Raw genomic sequence first — 24030 nt, 5'->3', positions numbered from 1 at the left:
TCTTCCTATACTTTGAATAGCTCGCCTAGCGCACCTTGAGGGTGGCTAAGCCAATCAAAACTAAAATTAATGAAATAATCCAAAAGCGCACGATGACTCGAGGCTCTGGCCACCCTTTAAGCTCATAATGGTGATGAATCGGCGCCATGCGGAAAATGCGCTGTCCACGTAACTTATAAGATCCTACTTGCAGGATTACCGACACAGTTTCCATTACAAATACGCCGCCCATAATCACCAACAACAACTCTTGACGAACCAACACAGCTACAGCGCCCAATGCTGCGCCTAGGGCTAGCGAACCTACATCGCCCATAAATACTTGAGCTGGGTAGGTATTGAACCAAAGAAAGGCTAATCCTGCTCCCACCATGGCGGTACACACCACCACCAGTTCACTGGCTTGTGGGATATAAGGGATAAACAAGTAGCTTGAAAAGTTTACGTGGCCGGTTAAGTAGGCGACGAGAGCAAACGCTGATGCCACCATCACGCTTGGCATTATCGCCAGGCCATCTAAGCCGTCCGTTAGGTTAACGGCGTTGCTGCTGCCTACAATGACCAAATATGTAAGAGGGATAAATAGCCAGCCTAATTGCGGCATAATGTCTTTGATAAACGGCAACACCAGTTGGGTTTGAGCCGCAGAGTCAGAACTCCAGAATAGATAAACCGCAACAATTAGCGCGACAACTGATTGCCAAAAATACTTCCAACGGGCAATTAAGCCCGCAGGGTCTTTGCGGATAACTTTACGGTAATCATCAACAAAACCAATTGCGCCATAGCTACCAAATACAAATAACATCACCCATACATAAGGGTTGTCTAAACGCGCCCATAATAAGGTAGACAAAAACACCGAGGCAATAATCAGCACACCGCCCATTGTGGGAGTACCCGACTTGCTCAAGTGAGATTCTGGCCCATCGTTACGCACGGTTTGACCAATTTGTAACAACTGTAAGCGACGAATAAGCTTTGGCCCCATCCATAGTCCAAAGACTAAGGCGGTCAAAATGCTGACAATTGCTCTAAAGGTTAAATACCCAAATAGCGAAAATCCACTAAAGTATTGCTGCAGATATTCCGCCAACCAAACTAACATTCCAAACCCTTTTTATAATATTGCTGTAACTGTTTAACGACTTTTTCCATGTGGGTCGAACGAGACCCTTTAACCAACACAAGACACGGAGAATGTTGTGCTTCTAAGGCGGTAATAAGTTGCTCACAAAGCGCTTCATGGCTGTCGAAACCGAGTGAAGACTGACCAATTTCGGCCAGCACTTCGTCAAAAGACGCGCCATAAGAATACAAGCTGATGTCACTGTCAAGTGCCCGTTTAACTAAGTCGTTATGCACCTGTTTTGTTTGCTGTCCCATTTCCCCCATGGCACCAGCGATAAGGAAGCGCTTACCTTCAAAATTGGCCAAAATGTTGATAGCTGCATTAAATGACGCCGGGTTAGCGTTATAGCTATCATCAATTAATTGGATACTGTCATTTAACGATTGCACGTTCACCCGACCCGGCACTTTATCTAATTGCGCCAAGCCTCGGCTTACTTGCTCTAGCTTGGCTCCCATGTTCAACGAAAGCGCAGCTGCAGCGACAGCATTTTTAACATTGTGCTCGCCCGCCAAATTAATTTGGATAAGCGCCTCACCGTTTGGCGTGTGCAATACAAAACGGCTGCCACTTAAACCTAGAGACTCAATAGCGCTGGCATAATAATCGGCATTAACGTTATCTAAAGAAAAATGCTCAACCTTAGCCGGACGAGCGACCTCATCTAAGTACTCTTGATAGCTAGATTGGTACTCACACAGCGCTAACTGCTCGGCACCTAGTTCGCCAAATAGCTCAGATTTAGCTTTCAGCACGCCGTCTTGAGAGCCAAAGCCTTCAATATGCGCAGCAGATACATTATTGATTAAAGCAACCTTGGGTTTTACCAAACTCACTGTGTAGGCAATTTCACCGATATGATTTGCGCCTAACTCTAATACACCCAACTGATGCTTTTCGGTCGCGCGAAGCAGCGATAAAGGCACCCCAATATCGTTGTTAAAATTACCTTTGGTGGCGAGTACCTCGAAACCCTGTGACAAAATGGCCGTGGTCATTTCTTTCACCGTGGTTTTACCATTGCTACCAGTAATGGCACAGCAACTTAGCGCCAACTTCTCTCTTACATAACCGGCCAATTGTCCGAGCGCTATACGGGTGTCCTTGACTAACAACTGAGGTACATCAATTGCTAACTCACGCTCTACCAGCAGCGCAGTTGCACCTTGCTCAACAGCTTGTTGGGCGTAGTTATGAGCATCAAATCGCTCACCCACCAAAGCAATAAACAAGGCCTGAGACATCTGCTCGCGAGTATCTGTACTGATTGACTGAATAATTAAACTATCGCCCACTAGCTGAGCATCTAAGGCTTGTGTTAGCTCGTTAAGGCTTAAGGCAATCATGCTTTCACTCCCACTAGCTGCTTAACAACTGCGCGTTCATCATAGTCACGCACTTCAGCTCCAATAATTTGATAGCTTTCATGGCCTTTACCGGCCACTAAAACAATATCTTTATCGCGAGAATGGGTAAGCGCATGAGCAATCGCCTCACAGCGATCGTGAATAATGGTTACGGCTTCAGCGTGATTAAAACCAAGCAGTATATCGTCGGTAATCGCTTGGGGATCTTCAAAGCGAGGGTTGTCGTCAGTAACAATAACCTGGTCTGCCAAGCGCTCGGCTATTTGTGCCATTAAAGGTCGTTTACCCTTATCTCTGTCGCCGCCGCAACCAAAAATACAAATAAGCTCGCCACTACAATGCTGGCGCAGGGCTGTTAAGGCTTTTTCTAAGGCGTCAGGCGTATGCGCGTAATCAACCACCACCGAACGTTTACCGGCAAATAACTCCATTCGACCAGGTACCGCGCTAAGGGCAGGTAACTGAGTAAGTAAGCTTTCTAATGGAAGACCTAAGAACTGCAAACAAGCTATAGCGCTTAGTAAATTATCAGCATTAAAACGCCCTAAAAGTGGACTTTTAAAAGTTAGCTTTTCATGCCTTGTTTGTGGGCTAAACAAATAACCGCTTGCCCCTAACTCGCTGAACTGCAGATTAGCGATTTGCCAATCGGCGGTGCTATCTTCTAGCGACAAAGATTGAGCACTTGGATAGTGCTGCAGCAACTGCTTGCCAAAACCATCATCGGCATTGATTAAACGACATTCTAAACTTGGCCAGTTAAATAAGGCTTGTTTCGCGCGGCCATACTCAGCCATGCTGCCATGGTAATCAAGGTGGTCTCGGCTAAGGTTAGTGAATATCGCAACCTTAAACGGCACACTCGCCACTCGCTGCTGCACCAAACCATGCGACGATACTTCCATAGCGACTAGTTCATAGCCTTGCTGATTCATTTCACAAAGCTGGCGCTGAATAGTAATCGCGTCGGCAGTGGTGTTTTCACTCGCGACCAGCTTACCTGGCTCACCATTACCTAACGTTCCCATCACAGCAGCCCGAATGCCGCTTAGTTTTGCCAAGTTAGCAATTAAATGGGTTACTGTGCTTTTACCGTTGGTACCAGTAACACCCACTAAGGTAAGCGGATTACCATCTGGGAAATAAGCCGCTGACGCTAATTGCGATAGCTGTTGGTTCAAGCGCCAAAAGTAAATACAGGCGACTTGCTTATGCCACACTATTTGACCATGAGATTTTTCATCATCCGCATCTGCAAGTACTGCAACTGCTCCAGCACTAATCGCTGAATCAATATAGTTACGACCATCAACTTGATGGCCTTTAACCGCAACAAATATATCGCCTTGCTCAATCTCTCTACTATTTAGAGAGAGGTGATTAAAGCTGATGTCTGGGGCAACCGTTACCGAAAATTTCGCCAACAATGCAGACAAACTAGGTTTCACCATTGTTGCCTCCATTTAGTTGTACCACTTGGCTGGTATTATCATCAGGGGCAACGTTTAAATACTGTAATCCGCCTTGCATCACTTTCGAGAAAACCGGAGCAGCAACATCGCCGCCATAATAGCGGTCGGTTTGTGGTTCGTTAACAAATACTGCAATGGCAAGCTTAGGCTTACTCACCGGAGCAACACCTGCAAAAATGGCGACGTAGTCATCACCATAGCCACCACGAACAGCTTTACGGCTGGTGCCAGTTTTGCCTGCTACACGATAACCTGGTACTGCAGCTTTCTGCCCGGTACCACCATCTTGAATAACCGACTCCATCATCTCTAACACAGCTTGTGCTTTGTTTTGCTCAAACACTCTCTCGCCGGTGGCTGGCTGCTGTAACTTAATGATGGATGCTGGTCGAAATACGCCACCAGCTCCCATTGTTGCGTAAGCTTGGGCGAGTTGCAGTGGGGTAACCATTAAGCCATAGCCAAATGACAAAGTGGCAAGTTCAAAGTCTGACCAACGGCGGCGCTGCGGCATTTGACCACCCGATTCGCCGACTAAACCTAAACCAGCATCGTTACCAAAACCCACGTCGTAGAATGTATCAAGCATCCCCTCTACACCCACCTTTAGGGCTAATTGGCTAGTGGCAACGTTGCTCGATTTTTGAATGACTTTAGTCAAACTAATTTCACCGTAGTTGCGCGAATCTCGGACTCTACGCCCACCAATCTGCATCCAACCAGGGCTGGTGTTAATCATACTGTTTGAACGAATGTGGTCGCGCTCAAGCGCCGCGATAACCGATAGTGGCTTAACCGTAGAGCCCGGTTCATAACTATCGGTTATTGCACGATTACGATAGCGATAACTTTGGAACTCGTTTCGATTGTTAGGATTAAATGATGGGCTATTAGCCATCGCTAATACTTCACCGGTTTCAATATCTAACACAACTACACTGCCTGAGGTGGCTTTGGTCTCGGCAACGGCTTTTTTAAGCTCTCGATAAGCGATTGCTTGGATCCGTTGGTCGATACTTAAAGCAATATTCTGCGCTTTTTTGGCTTGATGAATGACAGCCAGATCTTCAACAACACGACCTAAGCGATCTTTGCGTACTTTACGCTTACCGGGTTCACCAGTGAGCCAGTCATCATAACTACGCTCAATACCTTCTAAACCGTGATCATCAATATTAGTGAAACCAACAAGGTGAGCACTCACTTCGCCGGTAGGATAGAAACGTCGAGATTCAGGCTTTAAATAGACCCCTTTAATTTTAAGCTTAGTAACATAATCAGCAACCGCCGCACTCACTTGGCGCTGTAAATAAACAAAACGACGTTTCGGGTTACTGACTCGCTGTTGCAAGCTGTCTACGTCGGTATCCAATACCTTGGCTAGGGCAGCCCAAGCCTCACGATTAGCCAAACTATTTTGGTCTGCCACATGTTTAGGATCGGCCCAAATAGCGCGCACTGGCACACTCACGGCTAACTCGTTGCCTAAGCGGTCGGTAATTACGCCACGCTCCGCATAGCCGGTTTTGGTGCGAATCGAGCGTAAGTCACCTTCATAGATAAGCTTATCCGGCGCAATAACTTGAATATACGCCGCACGACTTACCAAAGCAGTAAACACTAAGCACACCACTGCCATCACCAACACAAAGCGCCAGTGAATGAACAGTCCTTGTTTATTTGCCTTAGCATTCATTAATTTGTAATTACCACTTGTTCTTCTATTTTGGGTCGATGCATATCTAAACGCTTTTTAGCTATGCTCTCTACGCGGCTGTGTTCAGCTAGCGTATTTTGTTCTATTAATAAATGTCGCCATTCAACGTTGAGTGCATCACGGCTCATCATTAGTGATTCTCGCTGCTCAACAAACATTCGAGCATGATGAGTTGTCCACACCACGCAAAATGCCGAAACAACCGCGGCAACTAACAACAAAAAGTGCTGTTTATTGCGCCATACATCTTTCAAAATCGCCCGCAATAAATTGGGCTGGCGGCTAACCTCGTCCATTACAAACGTTTGGCTACCCGCAACACCGAGCTACGAGAGCGCGGGTTTACTTCAATTTCTGCTGCGCTAGGTTTTATCGCCCTGCCGATACTCTTTAGATAACGTCCACTGGCTAACTGCTCTTCGGTAAGCGGCAAACCTCTAGGAAATTGCTCGCCTTTTTCTTGCTTTCTAATAAAGCGCTTCACCATACGGTCTTCTAAAGAATGAAAACTAATCACCGCTAAACGGCCATCGGTCGCTAAACTATTCATTGCACCTAGTAAGGCTGTGTCGATTTCATCCAATTCACTATTAATGTAAATACGAATAGCCTGAAAACTGCGCGTAGCCGGGTGTTTGTATTTATCTTTAACAGGGCAAGCTTCATCAATAATTTTGGCTAGCTGCAAAGTACTAGTAAGAGGCGTCTCTTCACGGGCATTCACAATGCCATGAGCAATACGTTTACCAAACTTTTCTTCACCAAAGGTTTTAATCACCCAGGCAATGTCTTCCTCTGCGGCATGGGTTAACCACTGGGCGGCGGTTTGTCCTTGCGAAGTATCCATTCGCATATCTAATGGGCCATCGCGCAAAAAGCTAAATCCACGCTCGGCATCATCAAGTTGCGGGGACGACACGCCTAGGTCGAGCAATACGCCATCAATTTTTTTCGCTAGACCCAACTCTGTAATGTATTGTTCAATGCCAGAAAAAGGGCCATGAACAATTTGAAAACGAGGGTCGTCGGCAAACTGTTTAGCAGCTTCAATTGCGCGAGGGTCTCGGTCGATAGCAATCAAACGTCCTTTGGGACCTAGTTGCTGTAAAATAGCGCGACTGTGCCCACCTCTGCCAAAAGTGCCATCCACGTAAATGCCATCCTCTTTAATGGCTAAGCCGTCGATACATTCTTGTAACAGTACCGAGGTATGAACAAATTCAGTAGTCATACTAAAGCGAAAAATCTTTTAGGTTATCAGTTAACATATCAACGTCCTCTTCTAGGGCTATATCTGCAGCAATTTGTTGCTGCCATTGCTCTTCTGACCACAGCTCAAATTTGTTGAGCTGGCCAACCAGCATTATTTTTTTCTCCAAATCTGCGTGTTGACGCAGCGGAGGTGGAATTAACAAACGACCATTTTTGTCCATCTCGCAATCGTCGGCATAACCCAATAACAAGCGTCGCAAACGACGCTCTGCTGGGTTCATGCTAGATAAGCGCTTGAGTTTACGCTCAATTTCTTCCCATTCAGCTAAAGGGTAAAGCAGTAAACAGCGATGGTTTATATCAATGGTGCACACCAATTGACCGTGACACTCTTCCATCAACCACTCGCGATACCGGGTCGGCATAGTCATGCGTCCCTTCGCGTCTAAGTTGATTGAGCTAGCGCCGCGTAACATCAGTGTTAATTCCCCATCTATCCCTAATTAATTCAGTTGTTGGGTAAATAGATCCACTATGATCCACTTTATCCCACAATTCACTAAGTTTAAGGACGAGTCTCGCCCTTTGCAAGCGACCTTGAGCAAGAAAATGAACAAAATTCCACCAAGCCAAACAAAGAAAAGCCTAAGGACTTGATAAACAACGCAGCCGCGTCATTTCTGGCCCCAAAATAATTAATATTTAATGGCATATTTATTTTTAGGAATACTGAGTTAACAGCCATAAAACTGACATTGAGGCAAATTACGTAATAGAAATGAAAAAGCCCTGTTGTTAAACAACAGGGCTTTAATAAAGAAGGGAGTTGGCCGATAAGCCCACTCCCTTCTATATAAGTCATTAATTCATTGGTACACCGCTTTAAGTGTGTGACCTAAGTGTACCAACTTGTGTACCAGCCAGCAATTGAGTGTTAAAACTTAACCACTCTCTCCCCACCCCTCGGAATAAAACAGATAAAAACAATAAGAACAGCAAATAACTATACTCTCCCAGTGAACAAGTCATCTTCATCAGCAACCTCTAGATAAACGTTTGACTCATGGGGATTTTCTTCACCAGAAAAGCCTCGAAGAACTTCTCTAGTCGCTTTACTTGCGGAAGCCTCTTTTTCAAAAGTAAGACTCATGACCTCACGAACCTGTCCTTCAAGGTAAATCTCCAAAAGCCTATCAACAGGGAAGTCTCTGCCTTCAATTGTCACGACACCTTCTTCATCAAGCGTTCTCAGCATGGTGTAAGTAATTAACTCAGCATCGGGTAAATCTCTCTCCCACTGAGAACATGACCATTGCCTTATCTCTTTAAGCTCTTCCGCATCATAAGCAACAGGCTTCACCGACTTAGCTGGCTTGTCCACAACGCCCTTTATAATAGTTGTGAACTTCGTTTCTACAGAAGCCTCAGTAGGAATACGAACCCCTAGCCTTAGGGACTCATTTCTCACAATATCTTCGAGTGTGAAATCTTGGCTTGGCTTTATCACACCCTCTATATCTTCTTTCTTTGGGGGCTTAAGTTTATGAATTTTCTGAAACTCTAGAACAGCTCCACGAAACCTTTTATTCCTCTTGATTGAATTCTTAACCTCATTAACACCGGATATTCTCTTTGATGGTGGAGGGAGTTTGACTTTATAGCCTGCATCAAACACTTTATTCTTAAAAGCCTTATTGATTCGACTCGGGGCAATAAGCAGGTTTCTCGGTGAAAACTCACCTACAAACCCCTCATCGCCTTTAATAGGGTAAAGGTGGCATAAATCTAATTCATACTTCTGTGACCAGCGGCCATCGTAAGTATATTGGCAGTACTTCTTTCTGAGCCTGTAAATATCATAAAGCCCCTGCAATCCTTTTAAACTAAACTCCATCACCTTAAAAGTTTTGTGGTCTGCAATTCTGCCCACTAACCAACGTCCATAATTTGAGCCTATAAAGTTGCTCACTAGCCTAGAGTTATTTTTAGCTTTCCGACAAATTACACAGGAAGTGAAGGCTAGAGAGGTTGTTTTAAACTCCTTCTTACATCCAACACATTTTTTAACTTTAGTTACTCGCTTTCTTGTCATCTGTTCCCCAAAAAACCCAAGTCTGAATCAATGGGTTAGTGCTCTGTTGTAGTTATGGTAACTGTCAGGTTTAAACTAATGTTTTTATTGAAAAAAACACTAAGTAATATAAGTGTAAAAATGATTATCTAAGGTAGTTACTTATCTTTTGTGGTGCTGCTGATATACCGATATAGAGTAGCGATACCGATACCTACAGCTCGAGCTGCATCCTCTTTACTAAGTCCATCCTCAACATAACCAATAGCTTTCTGACATTTTTTTACAGTTTCCGGTGACTGCCTCCGTCCCTTGTACTTGCCCTCTGCTTTAGCTTTTGCGATTCCCATTGCTTGTTTTTCAAGTATTTGCTCCCTCTGCATTGTAGCTACCGCAGCCAAAGTCGTTGTGACCATCTTTCCCGTTGCACTAGTCACATCGATTCTACCAAGGTCATCAATTATTAATGACACTTCTTGTGCTGACATCTCATCAATACAGTTTAAAACTTCTGTTGTATTCCTCCCTAACCGAGAGAGGTCTTGTACAACAATTACATCCCCCTTCTTAGCAATTTTCCGCAACTTATTGAACATAGGTCTATCTAAAGACTTACCCGTAAACTTCTCAGCAAATACGTTACCATCAAGAATGTCGTATTTATTCTTTAAAAGCTCCACTTGAGCCTCTAAATTTTGCTGTTCTGTACTTACCCTCGCATACATATAAGTCGACATAAGCGCATCACCTATCATTTAAATACCTATACGATAAACCTATCATATAAGTCATAAAGATAGCAAATGATAGGCAAAAATAGACAAACCAGATAGGTATGGCCTAGCGATAGGTTTTAATTGGTAAAGTTGGAGCGATAAAGACAGATTAATTTGAGTTATGATATTGTTCTTGCATAAAAACCTATAATCAATTGGTGTGATGATGACTTCGTTAAAAACCAAACTAGAAGAGCTTCAGCAGATAGCAAAAGAACGCACCGTCAGAGCGGTGACCGTTGAGTACGATTTGGAAACGTTAGTTAAGAAAATTAACAAGAATATCATTAGATTGAACCCAGATTACCAACGCCGCCACCGATGGGACGTAAAGACTGCATCTAAATTAATTGAGAGCCTTATCCTTAATATACCAATTCCATTTGTATACATATCTCAAGATATTGATGTGGATGAGGAGATAGATGATGGTGTGGCTAGGTACTCTGTGATAGACGGTCAACAGCGCCTGACAGCAGTTACAGACTTTTTCAACAAAGAGTTTCAACTAGAAGAGTTAGAAGCCTTGGAGCCCCTGAATGGCTGCTCCTATTCTGACTTACCACCGTTCTTAGTTAGACGGCTAGAAGAGAGAACTATTAGATGTTTACGAATCGACTCTACATTAGACCAACAGGTCAAATTTGATATATTCGAGAGGCTGAATTCTGGCTCGGTAAAACTAGAGCCACAAGAACTAAGAAACGCGACCTGTAGAGGGCGCTTTAGGGAGGCAATAAACAAAGCCGCGAATAACGAGACTTTCTTGCGTTTAGCCCACATATCAGAGGGCAGCGCCAAGCGTAAGAAAATGGAAGATGTAGAGTTGGTTCTTCGCTACTTTGCTTTGACAACAGCTGAAGGCTATGAAGCATACAGAGGTAAATTTAAGCAATTCTTAACTGACAAAATGAAAGAGTTTAATGAACTGCCACAAGAAAAAACTCAAGCGCTCATGGAGGAGTTTCGCCTCGTAATAGCCCTCATTGATAAAAATACTGACAAACCGTTTGCTAAATATAAAGTTAATACTGAAACAGGAAAGCTTGAAGAAATGTCAAAGTTTAATGCTGCCGTCTTCGACTCAGTAATGGCCATGTCGCGAAAAGCATTTCTGACTGGCTCCCCTATTAACTTTGACGAATTTGTTAACTTATTCAATGACAAAGAATTTTTTGAGGCATGCCAAGGTAGCGTGAACGATGTATCGAAGGTGAGAGTTAGAATAATGAAAGCGTTAGCTTTGGTTTAAATTATATGCCTACATTTCTGCAAGAATTAATTGCAACTACCGACACCCGCTGGAAAGAAGTGGAGCTGTTGATTGAAGAAGCCGATAAGCATGATGCGGGCAGCGACATGTATGACTCCCTTTGCCGCTCCACAAGTATTCTTATGATTTCTCACATGGAGGGGTTTATTAAGGGCTTGGTAAAGAGCTTGGTTGATGACCTGAATCGTCATTTGAGCTTTTCTGAATTCCCAGTCCCTGCAAAAGAAGCAGTGGCTGCTAGCTATTACTCTGCAGCTATGTCTGATGAAAAAGACTTTCGAAAATTCCAAGCTTCACTGATACAAACCCTTGAAGGCGTCAGTGATTTCGAAGCCAATGTGGATGCTTTTTTGTTCGGGGGCAATAGTAACAAGAACCCCAAGCCAGATATGGTATCACAAGCTCTTCGCAAGTTTGGCGTGCGAGATGTCTTCAAGAATTTGCATGGCTCATCGTATGAAGATGTGTTTGAATCCCCTCGAGCCGCAAAAAGAAGATTGAGCTTACTCCATCGGATTGTTTCTAGGGCTTGTGATGCTTTTCCTTATTCTGCATCACTGACTAAAAGTAGTGGCCTGATAACTTCTAACTATCAAGGGCAAACAGTATGGCATGAGTTTTTAAACAACATAAATAGCCATAGACACCAGATTGTTCACGGGAATACGTTTGAAAACACGACTACCGTCAGAGACCTTCGCTCAACAATAATTAATGTAAGACTGTTTCAACTACTGGTGGTATACGTAGTCTGTGCCCAGCTGTCACCTTGATTTTTACAGAACAATAAGAAATGAATAATCGTACAGTAATGTTAGCTTTAACATGACAAATATAGGCAAGCACCTGATTTTCTAAATTATCTAAGTTGGCGATGAGCCTGTCCTAAATTCTGTGTAACTGTCTAAACTTAAAGCCGTAATGGCTAAGGATAGGCACATGGATAAGAAAGCACTTGAAGCTTTTGCTATAGAAGCTGCAAAGGGAATCAAAACTCCCGATGATTTAACTGAATTCAGCCAGATGCTCAAAAAAATCACTGTTGAAGCGGCACTCAACGCTGAAATGGATGAGCATCTTGGTTATGAAAAACACAAACCTTCCAAGTCGAATAATACCCGCAATGGAAAGAGCACTAAGCGCGTAAAAACCGAAGACGGAGAGTTTGAGCTTGATACTCCTAGGGATCGCCTTGGCTCTTTTGACCCCAAGCTGGTCAAAAAACATCAAACACGATTTACCTCCATGGATGACAAGATCTTGTGGCTCTATGCGCAAGGTATGAGTACGCGTGACATCGTGAATGCTTTCGATGAGTGGTACGGGGCCGAGATATCACCCAGCCTAGTTTCGCGTGTCACAAATGCGGTGATGGAGGAAATTGTGGAGTGGCAATCTAGACCACTCGATGCCATTTATCCTATCGTCTATCTCGACTGCATCGTGGTCAAAATCCGCCAAGACAAACGCATTATCAATAAATCTATCTTCCTTGCTTTGGGCATTAACACCGACGGCCAGAAAGAGTTAATGGGCATGTGGATAGCCGAAAACGAGGGTGCTAAGTTTTGGCTGAGTGTTCTAACTGAACTCAATCAACGTGGTGTTGAAGATATACTTATCGCCTGTGTAGATGGCCTGAAGGGCTTCCCTGATGCGATCAATACCGTCTTCCCCCAAACACATATCCAGCTTTGCATAGTCCATATGGTGCGAAACTCATTGAAGTATGTATCCTGGAAAGACTACAAGGCGGTTACAGCCGACCTGAAGCGTGTGTATCGCTCAGCTACAGAAGATGAAGCTTTACTTGAGCTGGAGCGCTTTAGCGAAGTCTGGGATAGCCAGTATCCGCAAATCTCCAAATCTTGGCGCAATCACTGGCAGAACCTCAATACGCTCTTTAACTACCCTGAAGATATCCGTCGGGCCATTTACACCACCAATGCGATTGAGTCTCTCAACAGCGTAATACGCAAGGCACTAAAGAAGCGGAAACTCTTCCCAAACGATGAGGCCGCAACCAAGATGGTGTACTTAGCAATCAAAGACGCCAGCAAGAAATGGACAATGCCCATTCAAAACTGGCGCCAAGCTATGAGTCGGTTTATTATCGAGTTCGAGGAACGTCTAGAAAAACACATTAACTAGATGGCAGATACACAGAATCTGTTACAGCCTCTTGGCGATTGGATAGAGGCTTATTAGGTGAAACTAATTCTTTACCCTAGATATTTTAATTTTCTGAGAGGCTGCTCCCCCTCTCTCCTCTCAAGCCTCAGTACCTCAACACTGTTTCTACCAATCAGTTATAGAGTCCACAACAGCGAAAAGCTCCTTTACTGGAATTTCATGAGTATACCTTTGTGAAATACCAAGCTCACTCTTTTGATGGCCTACCACGGTTTGAAATAAAGAGGTGGTGATACCCTTCGCTTGCACTTTGGTGATAAATGTATGCCTGAAGCTATGTAATGAATACCTAAGCCCCTTATCGTTGCACTCAGAAAGACCTAGCTCACGATTGATTCTATGAACAAGTGAAGTCATACGATTAGGCGCTTTATCTACTTCAGGGAATAGTATCCCCTCCCTATTTTCAATAAATTCCATAAATCCCAATTTTATTAATTCTTTATGTATGGGAATCGGCCTTTGAGCAGCATCGGTCTTTCCTTCTTCAATCCAAATATAGTAACGCCCACTATCCTCATCCATTCGCACACTGCTAGCAGATATGCTTTTAATGTCACCTCTCCTTGCGCCAGTATAAATAGCCAATAGAATTACCCATTTCTTCCAACCTTCAAGTGATTGCGCTTTTTCCTTAACCTTTAGAATATGTGAGTCAGAGTAAGCAGCATAAGAGGGTGACTTAACCGCGTACTTAACACCCAAGGTGGGTGAAGCCTTTAAATAGCTCTTCTCATCCGCCAGAAAAGCACTAAAAAAGCCTTGGCATAATTTAAGCAGTTCTTTTACTGACTTTGGGGCTATTTTTTTCTCATCGGCAATATCAGCAACATCAAACTGCATGATTTCAGACAAGCTCATTTTGTTGAAAGGTTTATTGTTTCTTTTCGGGAAGTCTTGGTAGCGAGAAAGAAGCTCTTTAATACTATTTTTATCGATTGTATTAATATCTACGTCACCCCAATAAGCCAACATAACTTCATATAGTCTTTGATAGTTTTTAGCTGCTTTATCACCCCACTCCTTTGTAACCTTAAACTCCTCCCAAGCCTTACTAAGCAACAAGCCGTTATTTGACCCTACATTCGCTTGAGAGAGCGCCAGAGCTTTGGAGTGAAGGTCGTAGAATAGCTCTGAGCGCCCATTGCATATACGCTCTGACATAGCCTTACAGAGCATTAAGGCTAACTCTTCAAAATTAAGGCATTCGTCAAGTTCAGCTGGTGGGGTGATATCAATACCGTAATCATTGGGGGTAAACTTTCCCCCTCCATTCTTTAGGCTATTACGAATTACAGACTCCATAACCTCAAAGACACTAGCTGCCCCACCGTCACGCTCATGCCTTTTGTACTCAGATAAACTATCTGCCCGCGTATAATCCGTTAATTCTTCAAACAACTGCTTCAAACTGGGGTGAGGGGTAGCCATAGACTGGATACGCTTAATTATTCTCAATTTAGGAGCTATTCTAGCAACAGCTTGAGCAAAAGAATCGGTGCGTAAGGATAGTTTTACCTCTTTGAGAGGTAGGCATCCTCTAAACCTCAAAGGAACCCGATAACGAAAATAATAAGTGCTGTTTCGCAACTGAAGGTATTTCATTTGTGTACCAACCTGTGTACCAGATTGTGTACCAATCAATTCAAATAACCTTTTAAAGTTACAAAACAACACCTTAAAATTAGGTGGAGTTGGCCGATAAGCCGGGTTTTGTCGTGAACAATCATTCGTCTAGGCCATTAATCGCTTAATGGCTCAAGCAGCCTACCCGCCCCCAACGCGGGTCGCGCCTTAAGGGGGCCTATTTGGCCTTGCTCTGGGTGGAGTTTACCTCGCCGCATACTGTTACCAGACGCGCGGTGCGCTCTTACCGCACCCTTTCAGCCTTACCTGTACTCCGAAGAGCCATCGGCGGTCTTCTCTCTGCTGCACTTGTCGTGGGCTCGCGCCCCCCAGGCGTTACCTGGCACCCTACCCTATAGAGCCCGGACTTTCCTCCCCTTCGCCCGTCTGCCACTCCCGAAAGAGCGCACAACGACGAAGCAGCGATTGCCTAGCCAACTCCGGTGGCGGACTATAGCAAACAATTATCAGCAAGAATAGCGCTTATTCGCCGCGCTTTAATCCGTAGTCATAAAGGGCGTTTTTCTTTAAACCATAAATTTTAGCGGTAAGTGCTGCGGCCTTCTTTAATGGCAACTCTGTTTGCAATAACTTAAGCGTATCTAAAGCATCTACTGGTAACTGCTCACTGTCTTTTTGGTAACCGGCCACAATTAATACCATCTCCCCTTTTTGTTGGTTGGGGTCGGCTTTAACCCAGCTAAGTAGCTCTCCAACGGGCATGGATTTAATAGTTTCAAAGGTTTTGGTCAGTTCGCGAGCAAGCACAACTTGTCTCTCTTCCCCTAAACAACTAGCTATATCGGCGAGGCTATCTAAAATGCGGTGGGGCGATTCGTAATACACTACTGTTCGAGTTTCTTGACGAAGTTCGTCTAATCGTTCTTGGCGTGCTTTGGTTTTAGCCGGTAAAAATCCCTCGTACAAGAACCTATCTGTAGGCAAACCCGCTACCGACAGCGCAGCTATAGCCGCGCAAGCACCCGGCAAAGGCACAACTGGGTAGCCTTTAGCGCGAAACGCGTTTACTAGGTGGTAGCCGGGGTCATTAATCAGTGGCGTTCCTGCATCTGAGACTAACGCAATGTCATTTCCACCTAGCACTTGTTGCTCTAACCAGGCTATTTTTTGTTGCTCGTTATGATCGTGTACCGCCACACAGCGAGTACCTATTTCATAATGATTAAGTAACCGACCAGTGTTGCGCGTATCTTCGGCTGCAATCATCGACACATCCTTAAGCACTTGAATAGCACGCTGTGTGATATCTGCTAAATTGCCAATAGGAGTGGCTACAATATAAAGAGTACCGATGGCTGACATAAACTCACCTCTGATAAAAACGGCCTCTACTTTAATCAAAAGCCTCACTTGCCTCAATCTTTCACCACTTCGATTGTAGATTATTTAGCGTTTGGCTCTTAATATATGCACTAACTAATCAATACTAGTGGTATAAACCTTGAAACATAACCTGATCTCAGCGCTACGTTATCTCAGTTTAAGCCTTATGCTTTTGCTCGCTGCCTGTAGTAGTGGCCCAACCAAGCCGCCTATTGTAGCTATAGACCTTCCTTCAATTGCTGTTGCGCCTGAACATAATGCAGAGTTTTATTTGGATCAGGCTAGCATTGCGCCAGTAGAGCAGAGCTTTGAGTGGGAACTGCTGGCAGCTAAAGCGTACTATCAACAAGGCATGTTCCAAGCCGGTGATGCCGTTACCACATCGCTAAATCAGCAAGCAAACACGGTACAACGTGGGGCAGGCTTGCGCATAGTAAGCGCCTACTCTTTGGAGCTTCAAGGCCAATACACTCCGGCTTTAGCATTGTTAGATTTTGACCCAGCCTGGCAACTACCCGATGATTATTGGTATGCCTACTTCCAAACCCGCGGCAAAATTTATCAAAAGCAAAATAATCCTTTAGCTGCTTCTGGCGCTTTTATCGAGCTAGACCGTTATCTATCAGAAGAAGCCCGAGAAACCAATCATCAAACTATTTGGCAACTGCTGAAACCACTTACCGCGTTTACCCTACGCAGCTTTCAGCAGCCAGGTAACGAATTACGCAACGGCTGGTTAGAAATTGTTGCAATAAGTAACGACCCCAAGCAATCACCGGAGAAATTGGTTGCTAAGCTACAAACTTGGAAAACCGAATACCCAGCCCACCCAGCACTAGATTATGTAGCTGGTGATCTAGCTAAAGCACTAAGCATTACGCCTTATACGCCACAAAAAATTGCAGTTTTGCTGCCGTTAAGTGGTAAATACCAAAATAACGGTTTGGCGGTAAAAGACGGTTTAGTATCCGCTTTCTTAGATAGCCAAACTGAGTTTACCGGTGATACAGAATTGGTGTTTTACGATACCCAGTCCCAAGCAATGGAAACACTCTATCCCCAGCTTGAACAAGACCAAATCGATTTCATCGTTGGGCCGCTGTTAAAATCGCAGCTACGCAGTTTGTTAAGCCTTGCACCAACCCAACCAGTGTTCGCTCTTAACGATGTGCAAGCTGGTGAACAGGACCAACAGTTCTTCTTTCCACTTTCGCCAGAGGATGAAGCCAAACAAGCCGCTCAGTTCATGGCGCAACGCGAAGAGCAAAATCCACTACTGTTAGCCCCACAAAGCAGCTTGGGCAAGCGCATGGCTGAGTCATTTACAGAGGAATGGCAAACCCTTTCTAGCTCTCCTGTAGATGTTATCTACTACGCTAACCGCAACGATCTACAGCGCGCGGTGCGTAAATTATTACATACCGATATGAGCCAGCAGCGTATTAGCCAGTTTAAGCAGATTTTGGGGCAAGACTTAGAAGCTGAAGTACGCTCTAGAAGCGATGCAAACTCTCTATATTTGGTGGGCAACAATACCGAAACTAAGCTAATTAAGGCGTTTATTGATGTAACCGTAAGCCCATTTGCAGTAAGCCCACGCTTATATGCCAGCTCACGCAGCTATGACAAAAATGATGAAACCAGCGAAAACGAATTAGACGGCATTTACATCAGCGAAATGCCTTGGATATTAGAGCAACAATCGGTAAACGCGATTCGCCATCAGCAGCTTTGGCCTAGCTCTTCTGACTCGCAGAAACGTTTGTACGCTTTGGGTTATGATGCCTACTCGCTGATTAGTCAACTGGCTCAAATGCGCGGCTATTCAGACTACCAACTAAGTGGTTTAACCGGAAAACTCAGTGTTAACCAACAAGGCTTAGTCATTCGACAACTTACGTGGACTCAATATAAAGATGGCCAACTGGTTCCCTTGGAAATCCAAGCTAACACGCTTCAAGACCAAGATATTGAATAAAGGGCAAGCTGCAGAGCAGCAGGCGGCCAACTATTTAAGTAAACAAGGTTTACAGCTGATTGAGCAAAACTACCACTGCCGCCGTGGCGAAATAGACTTAATTTGTAAACAGGGCGATACCTGGGTTTTTGTGGAAGTAAAATACCGCAAAAGCCTTAGCCATGGCGGAGCAGCTGCTGCGGTCGACCAACACAAAATGCAGCGTATACTGCTGAGCGCACAACACTATTTACAACAAAAAAAATTGAATCAATTTGATACTGCAATGCGTTTTGATGTTGTTGCTATTCAAGAGCAGGCACCTTACCTAGAATGGTTTCAGAACGCGTTTGGGGAATAACATGCAAGAACGAATCAAAGAAATATTTAGAGAAAGCATACAAACCAAGATTGCCGCTGCAGAAGCACTACCCGATGCGATTGAAAAAGCCACGGTGATTATTGCCCAAGCCTTGCTTAACGGAAATAAATTGCTTATTGCGGGCAATAGCGCAGGAGCAGCGCTTGCTCAGCAGTTTTCAGCTAACTTGGTTAACCGTTTTGATACCGAGCGCCCTAGCCTTCCAGCTTTGGCACTTAGCACCGACAGCTCAGTGCTAAGTGCCATTGCGAATGATTACTCCTTTGACGAAGTATTTGCCAAGCAAATTCGCGCATTAGGCCAGCAAGGCGATGTACTAGTTGCCATCTCTGACTCAGGTAACTGTCGTAACGTAATTAAAGCCATGGAAGCGGCGGTAAATCGCGACATGACAATTATTGCGCTAACCGGAAAAGATGGCGGTGAAATGGCTGGTCTGCTTAGCGAGCAAGATGTTGAAATTAGAGTGCCAGGTGAACAGAGCGTACGCATTAACGAAGTACACCTACTGGCCTTAAACAGTTTATGTGATTTAGTAGACCGTACGTTGTTTCCCCAACAGGAGGATTAAAGGATGTTACGTATCATCACCGTTGTTGTTTTGGCAGGGCTACTACAAGCCTGTGCTGGAGCAGTTGTAGTGGGTGCCGGAGTAGCAGCAGGTGCAGCAACAGATAGGCGCACCATAGGTACTCAATTTGATGACCAGACTATAGAACTACAAGTATTAAACCAACTAGGTAAAGAAGAAAATATTTGGCGCGAAAGTAAATTATCAGTGGTTGCACTTAACGGCAGGGTACTGGTTATTGGCCAAACTCCGAACCAAGAATATTTCAACAAAATAACTCAAGTTGTCCGCGAAGTAAGTGGTGTGCAACAAGTGCTTAACGAAGTACGCATCAAAACACCAGTATCTTTAGGTGTACGTAGCAATGACTCTTGGATTACCACCAAAATCAAATTTAAGATATACGAAGACAGCAAGCTTCCACCTGGTAAGATAAAAGTCATTACCGAAGACAGTGAAGTGTTTCTTATTGGGTTTGTTACCGCAGAAGAAGAACGCTTAGCGATTGATATTGCCCGCCACGAGACTGGCGTAGCCAAAGTGATTAAAGTATTTGAGCTGATAGAAGCCAGCTAGCAAATTTAAAGTAGATATAAAAAAAGCGCCTTTCGGCGCTTTTTTTATTTCACGATGGTGAGTGTCGGCTTCTTCGGAGTATCCTCTTTAACCGCAGACTCTTCAGGCTGACTCTCAAGCTCTTCCACTTGCTCGTAAGCAGCTTCTGGCTCAAATACGGTACCTGCACCATTTTCTCGTGCATAAATGGCGACAACGGCTGCCATAGGCACATACACCTGAAATGGCTTACCACCAAAGCGTGCGCTAAAGCTTACATGCTGTAAGTCCATATTAAAGGCCGCAATCGCCGACGGAGCAATGTTTAACACAATCTGTCCATCATTAACAAATTGGCTGGGCACGGTCACGTTTGCTTGGGTAGCATCTACCACCAAGTGGGGAGTCAACTCGTTGTCTAACAACCAATCAAAAAAAGCCTTAAGCAAATAAGGCCTATTTGGGGTCATCTCTTCACTCATTAACCTAAAAATCCATCGCGAATTTCACGCTCTGCATCGGTCAGTGAAGCTTGGAAAGATTCACGATCGAATACACGGATCATGTAAGATTTAATTTCTTTAGAACCCGCACCTTCAAGCTCGATGCCCAAAGTAGGTAAACGCCACAGTAGTGGTGCTAAGTAGCAATCTACTAAGCTGAATTCTTCACTCATAAAGTAAGGCATTTCAGCAAAAACCGGTGCAATACTTAATAGGCTTTCTGTTAATTGCTTACGTGCAGCCTCGGCGCTCTCACCTTTTTCAATTTGCGCAACCAAGGTGTACCAGTCGTTTTTGATGCGGTGCATCATAAGGCGGCTTGAACCACGCGACACAGGGTAAACCGGCATTAGCGGTGGGTGAGGAAAACGCTCATCTAAATATTCCATGATGATCTGCGATTGGTACAACACCAATTCGCGATCAACTAAGGTTGGAACAGAGCTGTACGGATTCAAATCAATTAAGTCTTCCGGTAAGTCGTCCGGATCGACCTGATTAATTTCTACGCTGACGCCTTTCTCAGCCAAAACGATACGTACCTGATGACTATATAAGTCGTTAGCACCAGAGTATAGCGTCATTACCGAACGCTTGTTGGCAGCTACAGCCATTGAATCCTCCAAAAACCATCTAAAATAAATACACAAACGGCAACAGCATAAATGCTATTGCCGATAATTAAATACTAGCTCAAGACTTAGTGTACGTCGCGCCAGTATTCTTTCTTCAATAGATAACTAATAATGAAGAAAATGAATAAGAAACCAAGCACCCAGTAACCAAGACGTTTACGCTCTAGCTGAATAGGTTCAGCAGAGTAAACTAAAAAGTTAACTAGGTCTAAAACAGCGTGGTCATACTCATCATCGCTCATCTCACCGCTGCCATCTGATTGGATGCCAACGTAGATTTGCTGATCTTCACCATCAATCATTCTTGTTTCATAAACCGCGTTTGGCACACCTTGCAACTCTTGCAATACATGTGGCATACCAACACTTGGGAATACTTTGTTATTCACCCCAAATGGACGCGTCTCATCAACATAAAATGAACGTAAGTAGGTATATACCCAATCAGCTCCACGAACTCGAGCTACTAAGGTTAAATCTGGAGCTGGCGCACCAAACCACTTAGCAGCGTCTTTTTCTTGGATGGCATTTTGCATTAATTCACCTGGCTTTACCCCGGTAAAAATCAAATTTTCTTCCATTAACTTAATTGGAATACCTAAATCTTCTGCTACACGATTATAACGCTGGTATTGCGTACTATGACAGCCAAAACAGTAATTCATAAACAACTTAGCGCCGTTTTGTAACGAAGCTTTATCACTTAAGTCATAGTTCGCTTTGTCTAAAGGAACGGTCGAACCAGCGGCAAACGCCAAGCTAGGAAGCAGCAACGCGAATGCTAAAAAAATATTTTTCATCATTTGGTCACCCTTTCTGGAACTGGCTTTGTTTTCTCATTTTTACTGTAAATCCACAGTAGTAGGAAATAACCAAAGTAACCAACTGTTGCAATACGTGCGATCCAAGTTAATAGGTCGGTTGAAGGTAAGGCACCCAACACCCCTAGGATCACGAAGCATATAACAAACTGAGCAATGTTCAGCTTATGTATGGTACTACGGTAGCGAATTGACTTCACTTTACAGCGGTCTAACCACGGTAATACAAACAACACCGCTATAGATGCGCCCATCATAACTACACCTAGTAATTTATCGGGTACCGCACGTAAAATTGCATAGAAAGGTGTGAAATACCAAACCGGCGCAATATGTTCTGGCGTCTTAAGCGGATTAGCTGCTTCAAAGTTTGGCGGTTCTAAGAAGAAACCTCCCCCTTCTGGGAAGAAGAACATCACCCAACAGAAGAAGAACAAGAAACCAACGATGGCGGCTAAATCTTTAACCGTGAAATAAGGGTGGAATGGAATACCATCTTTTGGCCAACCATTTTCATCTTTGTTAGCTTTAATCTCAATACCATCTGGGTTGTTAGAGCCTACTTCATGCAACGCTACAATGTGCAAGAACACCAACATAACCAACACCAAGGGCAATGCAATAACATGCAAAGCGAAGAAGCGGTTTAAGGTTGCACCAGAGATAACATAGTCACCACGGATCCACAGGGTTAGGTCATCACCGATTACCGGGATAGCCCCAAACAGTGAAATAATTACTTGCGCGCCCCAGTAAGACATTTGTCCCCAAGGAAGCAAGTAGCCCATGAATGCTTCGGCCATCAACACCAAGAAAATTAACATCCCGAACAACCAAATCAGTTCACGAGGTTTTTGATAAGAGCCGTAAATTAAGCCACGATACATGTGCAAATAAATCACCACAAAAAAGGCTGACGCCCCGGTGGAATGCATGTAACGCAGTAGCCAACCATATTCCACATCACGCATGATGTATTCAATAGAAGCAAACGCTCCATCACCAGACGGGTTGTAATTCATCGTTAGCCAAATACCTGTAAGGATTTGGTTAACTAAAACCACCATGGCAATAAAGCCAAAAATATACCAAAAGTTAAAGTTTTTTGGTGTTGGGTATTGGCCCACGTGTTTATTGTAGGTCTTGGTCAACGGGATCCGTTCATCGATCCAACCGATAAGTGCCTTCATCTTATGCCTCTCCCTGATCCAAGCCGACCAAAATGGTGGTTTCATCAACATAGTGATGCGGAGGAACAACCAAGTTTAGTGGTGCTGGTACACTTTGGAACACTCGTCCGGCCATATCAAACTTTGAACCATGACAAGGACAAAAGAATCCATATTCAACACCCTGTACTTGCTCAGCAAAACTGCCGGGTAAATAGGTGGGTGAACAACCTAGATGAGTACACAGCCCTACACCCACAAACAGCTCAGGTTTGATCGAGCGATGTACGTTAGTCGTATAATCAGGTTGTTGAGGCTCCTCGGAATTAGGGTCTCGTAGCTTGTCACCAATGGTGTTTAAGTTATCAAGAACCGACTGAGGACGGTTAACCACCCAAACAGGTTTACCACGCCATTCAACACGTAGTAATTGTCCAGGTTCTATTTTGCTAATATCCACTTCTACCGGTGCTCCAGCTGCTTTAGCTTTGGCACTCGGATTCCATGAACTGATAAAAGGTACTGCGGCAAACGTTGCTCCTACACCACCGACAACAGCTGTTGTCCAGGTTAGGAAGCGACGGCGGCCAGCATCGACAGGAGCGTTGCTCATCCAATGTCTCTCCGGTAAGGATCCGCGCAATTATTGTAATTTTCCTTGCGGCATGCTGCACAAGGTAGCGTTTTTCTGCTACTGGTAGCGTTTACTTGCTACTACATTATTGCAGGTAAATGCGAACAAAATAGTAATAAAAAACACACAAATTGACAAGGGAAATCAAGGTTTTTAACCTTTTAGAATAAAGAAAAGCCCGGCATAGCCGAGCTTTTTTGTAACACGAATGTGTATAGCAATTAACGTTTAGAGAATTGCGGACGACGACGTGCTTTACGTAGACCAACTTTCTTACGCTCAACTTTACGCGCATCACGGGTAACGAAACCAGCTTTACGTAACTCAGGACGTAGACTTTCGTCGTATTCCATAAGAGCACGAGTGATACCGTGACGGATAGCACCAGCTTGACCAGTTGTACCACCACCTTTAACGGTAACTAGTAGGTCAACTTTTTCTAACAATTCAGTTAGTTCAAGTGGTTGACGAACTACCATACGAGCAGTTTCACGGCCAAAGTAAACGTCCAAAGTACGGTTGTTTACAGTGATGTTACCACTACCTGCTTTTAAAAATACGCGAGCAGTAGAGCTTTTGCGACGGCCAGTGCCGTAGTATTGATTCTCAGCCATTATTCA

Annotated in this window: 24 protein-coding genes and 1 other RNA gene; 7 read left to right on the top strand and 18 right to left on the bottom strand. The window is 44.2% G+C overall.

The window, feature by feature from the left end; translation table 11 throughout:
• Nucleotides 1–25: 25 nt before the first annotated feature.
• From mraY to K5L93_RS13315, 9 genes are all read right to left on the bottom strand, one after another.
• On the bottom strand, nt 26–1108 hold the full coding sequence (mraY, locus tag K5L93_RS13355; RefSeq protein ID WP_016400780.1) for a phospho-N-acetylmuramoyl-pentapeptide-transferase: 1083 nt from the start codon (nt 1106–1108) through the stop codon (nt 26–28).
• Nucleotides 1102–2478 (bottom strand): UDP-N-acetylmuramoyl-tripeptide--D-alanyl-D-alanine ligase, encoded by a 1377-nt coding sequence (locus K5L93_RS13350; RefSeq protein WP_220720273.1) that lies wholly within the window; start codon nt 2476–2478, stop codon nt 1102–1104. The genes mraY and K5L93_RS13350 overlap by 7 nt, the downstream gene beginning before the upstream one ends.
• Nucleotides 2475–3950, bottom strand: a complete 1476-nt coding sequence (gene murE / locus K5L93_RS13345) for a UDP-N-acetylmuramoyl-L-alanyl-D-glutamate--2,6-diaminopimelate ligase (RefSeq protein WP_220720272.1) — start codon at nt 3948–3950, stop codon at nt 2475–2477. Before murE ends, K5L93_RS13350 begins: the two co-directional genes overlap by 4 nt.
• A complete protein-coding gene (locus tag K5L93_RS13340; RefSeq protein WP_220720271.1) occupies nt 3937–5667 on the bottom strand; it encodes a penicillin-binding transpeptidase domain-containing protein in 1731 nt (576 codons plus the stop codon). Before K5L93_RS13340 ends, murE begins: the two co-directional genes overlap by 14 nt.
• Entirely contained in the window at nt 5667–5984 is a 318-nt protein-coding gene (gene ftsL, locus K5L93_RS13335) for a cell division protein FtsL (RefSeq protein WP_220720270.1), read from the bottom strand. The genes K5L93_RS13340 and ftsL overlap by 1 nt, the downstream gene beginning before the upstream one ends.
• Nucleotides 5984–6919 (bottom strand): 16S rRNA (cytosine(1402)-N(4))-methyltransferase RsmH, encoded by a 936-nt coding sequence (gene rsmH / locus K5L93_RS13330; RefSeq protein ID WP_220720269.1) that lies wholly within the window; start codon nt 6917–6919, stop codon nt 5984–5986. The genes ftsL and rsmH overlap by 1 nt, the downstream gene beginning before the upstream one ends.
• A 1-nt stretch (nt 6920) precedes the next feature.
• On the bottom strand, nt 6921–7376 hold the full coding sequence (mraZ, locus tag K5L93_RS13325; protein ID WP_220720268.1) for a division/cell wall cluster transcriptional repressor MraZ: 456 nt from the start codon (nt 7374–7376) through the stop codon (nt 6921–6923).
• Between the two features lie 527 nt (nt 7377–7903).
• Nucleotides 7904–8992 (bottom strand): hypothetical protein, encoded by a 1089-nt coding sequence (locus K5L93_RS13320; RefSeq protein WP_220720267.1) that lies wholly within the window; start codon nt 8990–8992, stop codon nt 7904–7906.
• Between the two features lie 137 nt (nt 8993–9129).
• Nucleotides 9130–9726, bottom strand: a complete 597-nt coding sequence (locus K5L93_RS13315; RefSeq protein WP_246615052.1) for a recombinase family protein — start codon at nt 9724–9726, stop codon at nt 9130–9132.
• 187 nt (nt 9727–9913) lie between these two features.
• Here K5L93_RS13315 and K5L93_RS13310 point away from each other — a divergent pair, with 187 nt between their 5' ends.
• From K5L93_RS13310 to K5L93_RS13300, 3 genes are all read left to right on the top strand, one after another.
• Nucleotides 9914–10999, top strand: coding sequence for a DUF262 domain-containing protein (locus K5L93_RS13310; RefSeq protein ID WP_220720266.1), 1086 nt, complete (start codon nt 9914–9916; stop codon nt 10997–10999).
• A gap of 5 nt (nt 11000–11004) precedes the next feature.
• Nucleotides 11005–11793, top strand: a complete 789-nt coding sequence (locus K5L93_RS13305; protein ID WP_220720265.1) for a HEPN domain-containing protein — start codon at nt 11005–11007, stop codon at nt 11791–11793.
• A gap of 166 nt (nt 11794–11959) precedes the next feature.
• Nucleotides 11960–13171, top strand: coding sequence for an IS256 family transposase (locus K5L93_RS13300; protein ID WP_220718244.1), 1212 nt, complete (start codon nt 11960–11962; stop codon nt 13169–13171).
• 147 nt (nt 13172–13318) lie between these two features.
• Here K5L93_RS13300 and K5L93_RS13295 read toward each other — a convergent pair whose 3' ends face one another.
• From K5L93_RS13295 to rsmI, 3 genes are all read right to left on the bottom strand, one after another.
• Complete coding sequence (locus K5L93_RS13295) at nt 13319–14857, bottom strand: tyrosine-type recombinase/integrase (RefSeq protein ID WP_220720264.1); 1539 nt, start codon at nt 14855–14857, stop codon at nt 13319–13321.
• A gap of 42 nt (nt 14858–14899) precedes the next feature.
• Nucleotides 14900–15281: RNase P RNA component class A (gene rnpB, locus K5L93_RS13290), an RNA gene on the bottom strand.
• Between the two features lie 41 nt (nt 15282–15322).
• Complete coding sequence (gene rsmI / locus K5L93_RS13285) at nt 15323–16162, bottom strand: 16S rRNA (cytidine(1402)-2'-O)-methyltransferase (RefSeq protein ID WP_220720263.1); 840 nt, start codon at nt 16160–16162, stop codon at nt 15323–15325.
• A 139-nt stretch (nt 16163–16301) separates the two neighbouring features.
• Here rsmI and K5L93_RS13280 point away from each other — a divergent pair, with 139 nt between their 5' ends.
• Genes K5L93_RS13280 through dolP form a run of 4 tightly spaced genes read left to right on the top strand, consistent with a single transcriptional unit; the run spans nt 16302 to nt 19669 of the window.
• Nucleotides 16302–18161, top strand: a complete 1860-nt coding sequence (locus K5L93_RS13280) for a penicillin-binding protein activator (RefSeq protein ID WP_220720262.1) — start codon at nt 16302–16304, stop codon at nt 18159–18161.
• Nucleotides 18154–18501: a YraN family protein gene (locus K5L93_RS13275; protein WP_246615051.1), complete on the top strand. Its 348-nt coding sequence runs from the start codon at nt 18154–18156 to the stop codon at nt 18499–18501. The genes K5L93_RS13280 and K5L93_RS13275 overlap by 8 nt, the downstream gene beginning before the upstream one ends.
• Nucleotide 18502: 1 nt before the next feature.
• On the top strand, nt 18503–19093 hold the full coding sequence (locus tag K5L93_RS13270; protein WP_016400769.1) for a D-sedoheptulose-7-phosphate isomerase: 591 nt from the start codon (nt 18503–18505) through the stop codon (nt 19091–19093).
• A 3-nt stretch (nt 19094–19096) separates the two neighbouring features.
• Complete coding sequence (dolP, locus tag K5L93_RS13265) at nt 19097–19669, top strand: division/outer membrane stress-associated lipid-binding lipoprotein (protein ID WP_220720260.1); 573 nt, start codon at nt 19097–19099, stop codon at nt 19667–19669.
• Between the two features lie 44 nt (nt 19670–19713).
• On the opposite strand, the gene K5L93_RS13260 is transcribed toward dolP, so the two are convergent.
• The 6 genes from K5L93_RS13260 to rpsI form a co-directional block, all read right to left on the bottom strand.
• Nucleotides 19714–20118 (bottom strand): ClpXP protease specificity-enhancing factor, encoded by a 405-nt coding sequence (locus K5L93_RS13260; protein ID WP_220721521.1) that lies wholly within the window; start codon nt 20116–20118, stop codon nt 19714–19716.
• A gap of 11 nt (nt 20119–20129) precedes the next feature.
• On the bottom strand, nt 20130–20765 hold the full coding sequence (sspA, locus tag K5L93_RS13255; RefSeq protein WP_220720259.1) for a stringent starvation protein SspA: 636 nt from the start codon (nt 20763–20765) through the stop codon (nt 20130–20132).
• A gap of 86 nt (nt 20766–20851) precedes the next feature.
• Nucleotides 20852–21586, bottom strand: a complete 735-nt coding sequence (locus K5L93_RS13250; RefSeq protein ID WP_220721520.1) for a cytochrome c1 — start codon at nt 21584–21586, stop codon at nt 20852–20854.
• The gene (locus K5L93_RS13245) at nt 21586–22797 is read right to left on the bottom strand and encodes a cytochrome b (RefSeq protein WP_220720258.1); all 1212 of its coding nucleotides are present in this window, start codon (nt 22795–22797) and stop codon (nt 21586–21588) included. The genes K5L93_RS13250 and K5L93_RS13245 overlap by 1 nt, the downstream gene beginning before the upstream one ends.
• 1 nt (nt 22798) lies before the next feature.
• Complete coding sequence (gene petA / locus K5L93_RS13240) at nt 22799–23389, bottom strand: ubiquinol-cytochrome c reductase iron-sulfur subunit (protein WP_220720257.1); 591 nt, start codon at nt 23387–23389, stop codon at nt 22799–22801.
• A 242-nt stretch (nt 23390–23631) separates the two neighbouring features.
• Complete coding sequence (rpsI, locus tag K5L93_RS13235; RefSeq protein WP_040306930.1) at nt 23632–24024, bottom strand: 30S ribosomal protein S9; 393 nt, start codon at nt 24022–24024, stop codon at nt 23632–23634.
• Nucleotides 24025–24030: the final 6 nt, after the last annotated feature.

The sequence above is a fragment of the Agarivorans litoreus genome, assembly GCF_019649015.1.
Lineage (GTDB): Bacteria > Pseudomonadota > Gammaproteobacteria > Enterobacterales > Celerinatantimonadaceae > Agarivorans > Agarivorans litoreus.
This window is presented reverse-complemented; position numbering and strand designations above follow the sequence as displayed.

Bases quoted from the DNA above. Each gene is read 5' to 3' on its own strand.
- mraY (WP_016400780.1), bottom strand. From the start codon at position 1,108: ATGTTAGTTTGGTTGGCGGAATATCTGCAGCAATACTTTAGTGGATTT.
- K5L93_RS13350 (WP_220720273.1), bottom strand. From the start codon at position 2,478: ATGATTGCCTTAAGCCTTAACGAGCTAACACAAGCCTTAGATGCTCAG.
- murE (WP_220720272.1), bottom strand. From the start codon at position 3,950: ATGGTGAAACCTAGTTTGTCTGCATTGTTGGCGAAATTTTCGGTAACG.
- K5L93_RS13340 (WP_220720271.1), bottom strand. From the start codon at position 5,667: ATGAATGCTAAGGCAAATAAACAAGGACTGTTCATTCACTGGCGCTTT.
- ftsL (WP_220720270.1), bottom strand. From the start codon at position 5,984: ATGGACGAGGTTAGCCGCCAGCCCAATTTATTGCGGGCGATTTTGAAA.
- rsmH (WP_220720269.1), bottom strand. From the start codon at position 6,919: ATGACTACTGAATTTGTTCATACCTCGGTACTGTTACAAGAATGTATC.
- mraZ (WP_220720268.1), bottom strand. From the start codon at position 7,376: ATGTTACGCGGCGCTAGCTCAATCAACTTAGACGCGAAGGGACGCATG.
- K5L93_RS13320 (WP_220720267.1), bottom strand. From the start codon at position 8,992: ATGACAAGAAAGCGAGTAACTAAAGTTAAAAAATGTGTTGGATGTAAG.
- K5L93_RS13315 (WP_246615052.1), bottom strand. From the start codon at position 9,726: ATGATAGGTGATGCGCTTATGTCGACTTATATGTATGCGAGGGTAAGT.
- K5L93_RS13310 (WP_220720266.1), top strand. From the start codon at position 9,914: ATGACTTCGTTAAAAACCAAACTAGAAGAGCTTCAGCAGATAGCAAAA.
- K5L93_RS13305 (WP_220720265.1), top strand. From the start codon at position 11,005: ATGCCTACATTTCTGCAAGAATTAATTGCAACTACCGACACCCGCTGG.
- K5L93_RS13300 (WP_220718244.1), top strand. From the start codon at position 11,960: ATGGATAAGAAAGCACTTGAAGCTTTTGCTATAGAAGCTGCAAAGGGA.
- rsmI (WP_220720263.1), bottom strand. From the start codon at position 16,162: ATGTCAGCCATCGGTACTCTTTATATTGTAGCCACTCCTATTGGCAAT.
- K5L93_RS13270 (WP_016400769.1), top strand. From the start codon at position 18,503: ATGCAAGAACGAATCAAAGAAATATTTAGAGAAAGCATACAAACCAAG.
- dolP (WP_220720260.1), top strand. From the start codon at position 19,097: ATGTTACGTATCATCACCGTTGTTGTTTTGGCAGGGCTACTACAAGCC.
- K5L93_RS13260 (WP_220721521.1), bottom strand. From the start codon at position 20,118: ATGACCCCAAATAGGCCTTATTTGCTTAAGGCTTTTTTTGATTGGTTG.
- sspA (WP_220720259.1), bottom strand. From the start codon at position 20,765: ATGGCTGTAGCTGCCAACAAGCGTTCGGTAATGACGCTATACTCTGGT.
- K5L93_RS13250 (WP_220721520.1), bottom strand. From the start codon at position 21,586: ATGAAAAATATTTTTTTAGCATTCGCGTTGCTGCTTCCTAGCTTGGCG.
- K5L93_RS13245 (WP_220720258.1), bottom strand. From the start codon at position 22,797: ATGAAGGCACTTATCGGTTGGATCGATGAACGGATCCCGTTGACCAAG.
- petA (WP_220720257.1), bottom strand. From the start codon at position 23,389: ATGAGCAACGCTCCTGTCGATGCTGGCCGCCGTCGCTTCCTAACCTGG.
- rpsI (WP_040306930.1), bottom strand. From the start codon at position 24,024: ATGGCTGAGAATCAATACTACGGCACTGGCCGTCGCAAAAGCTCTACT.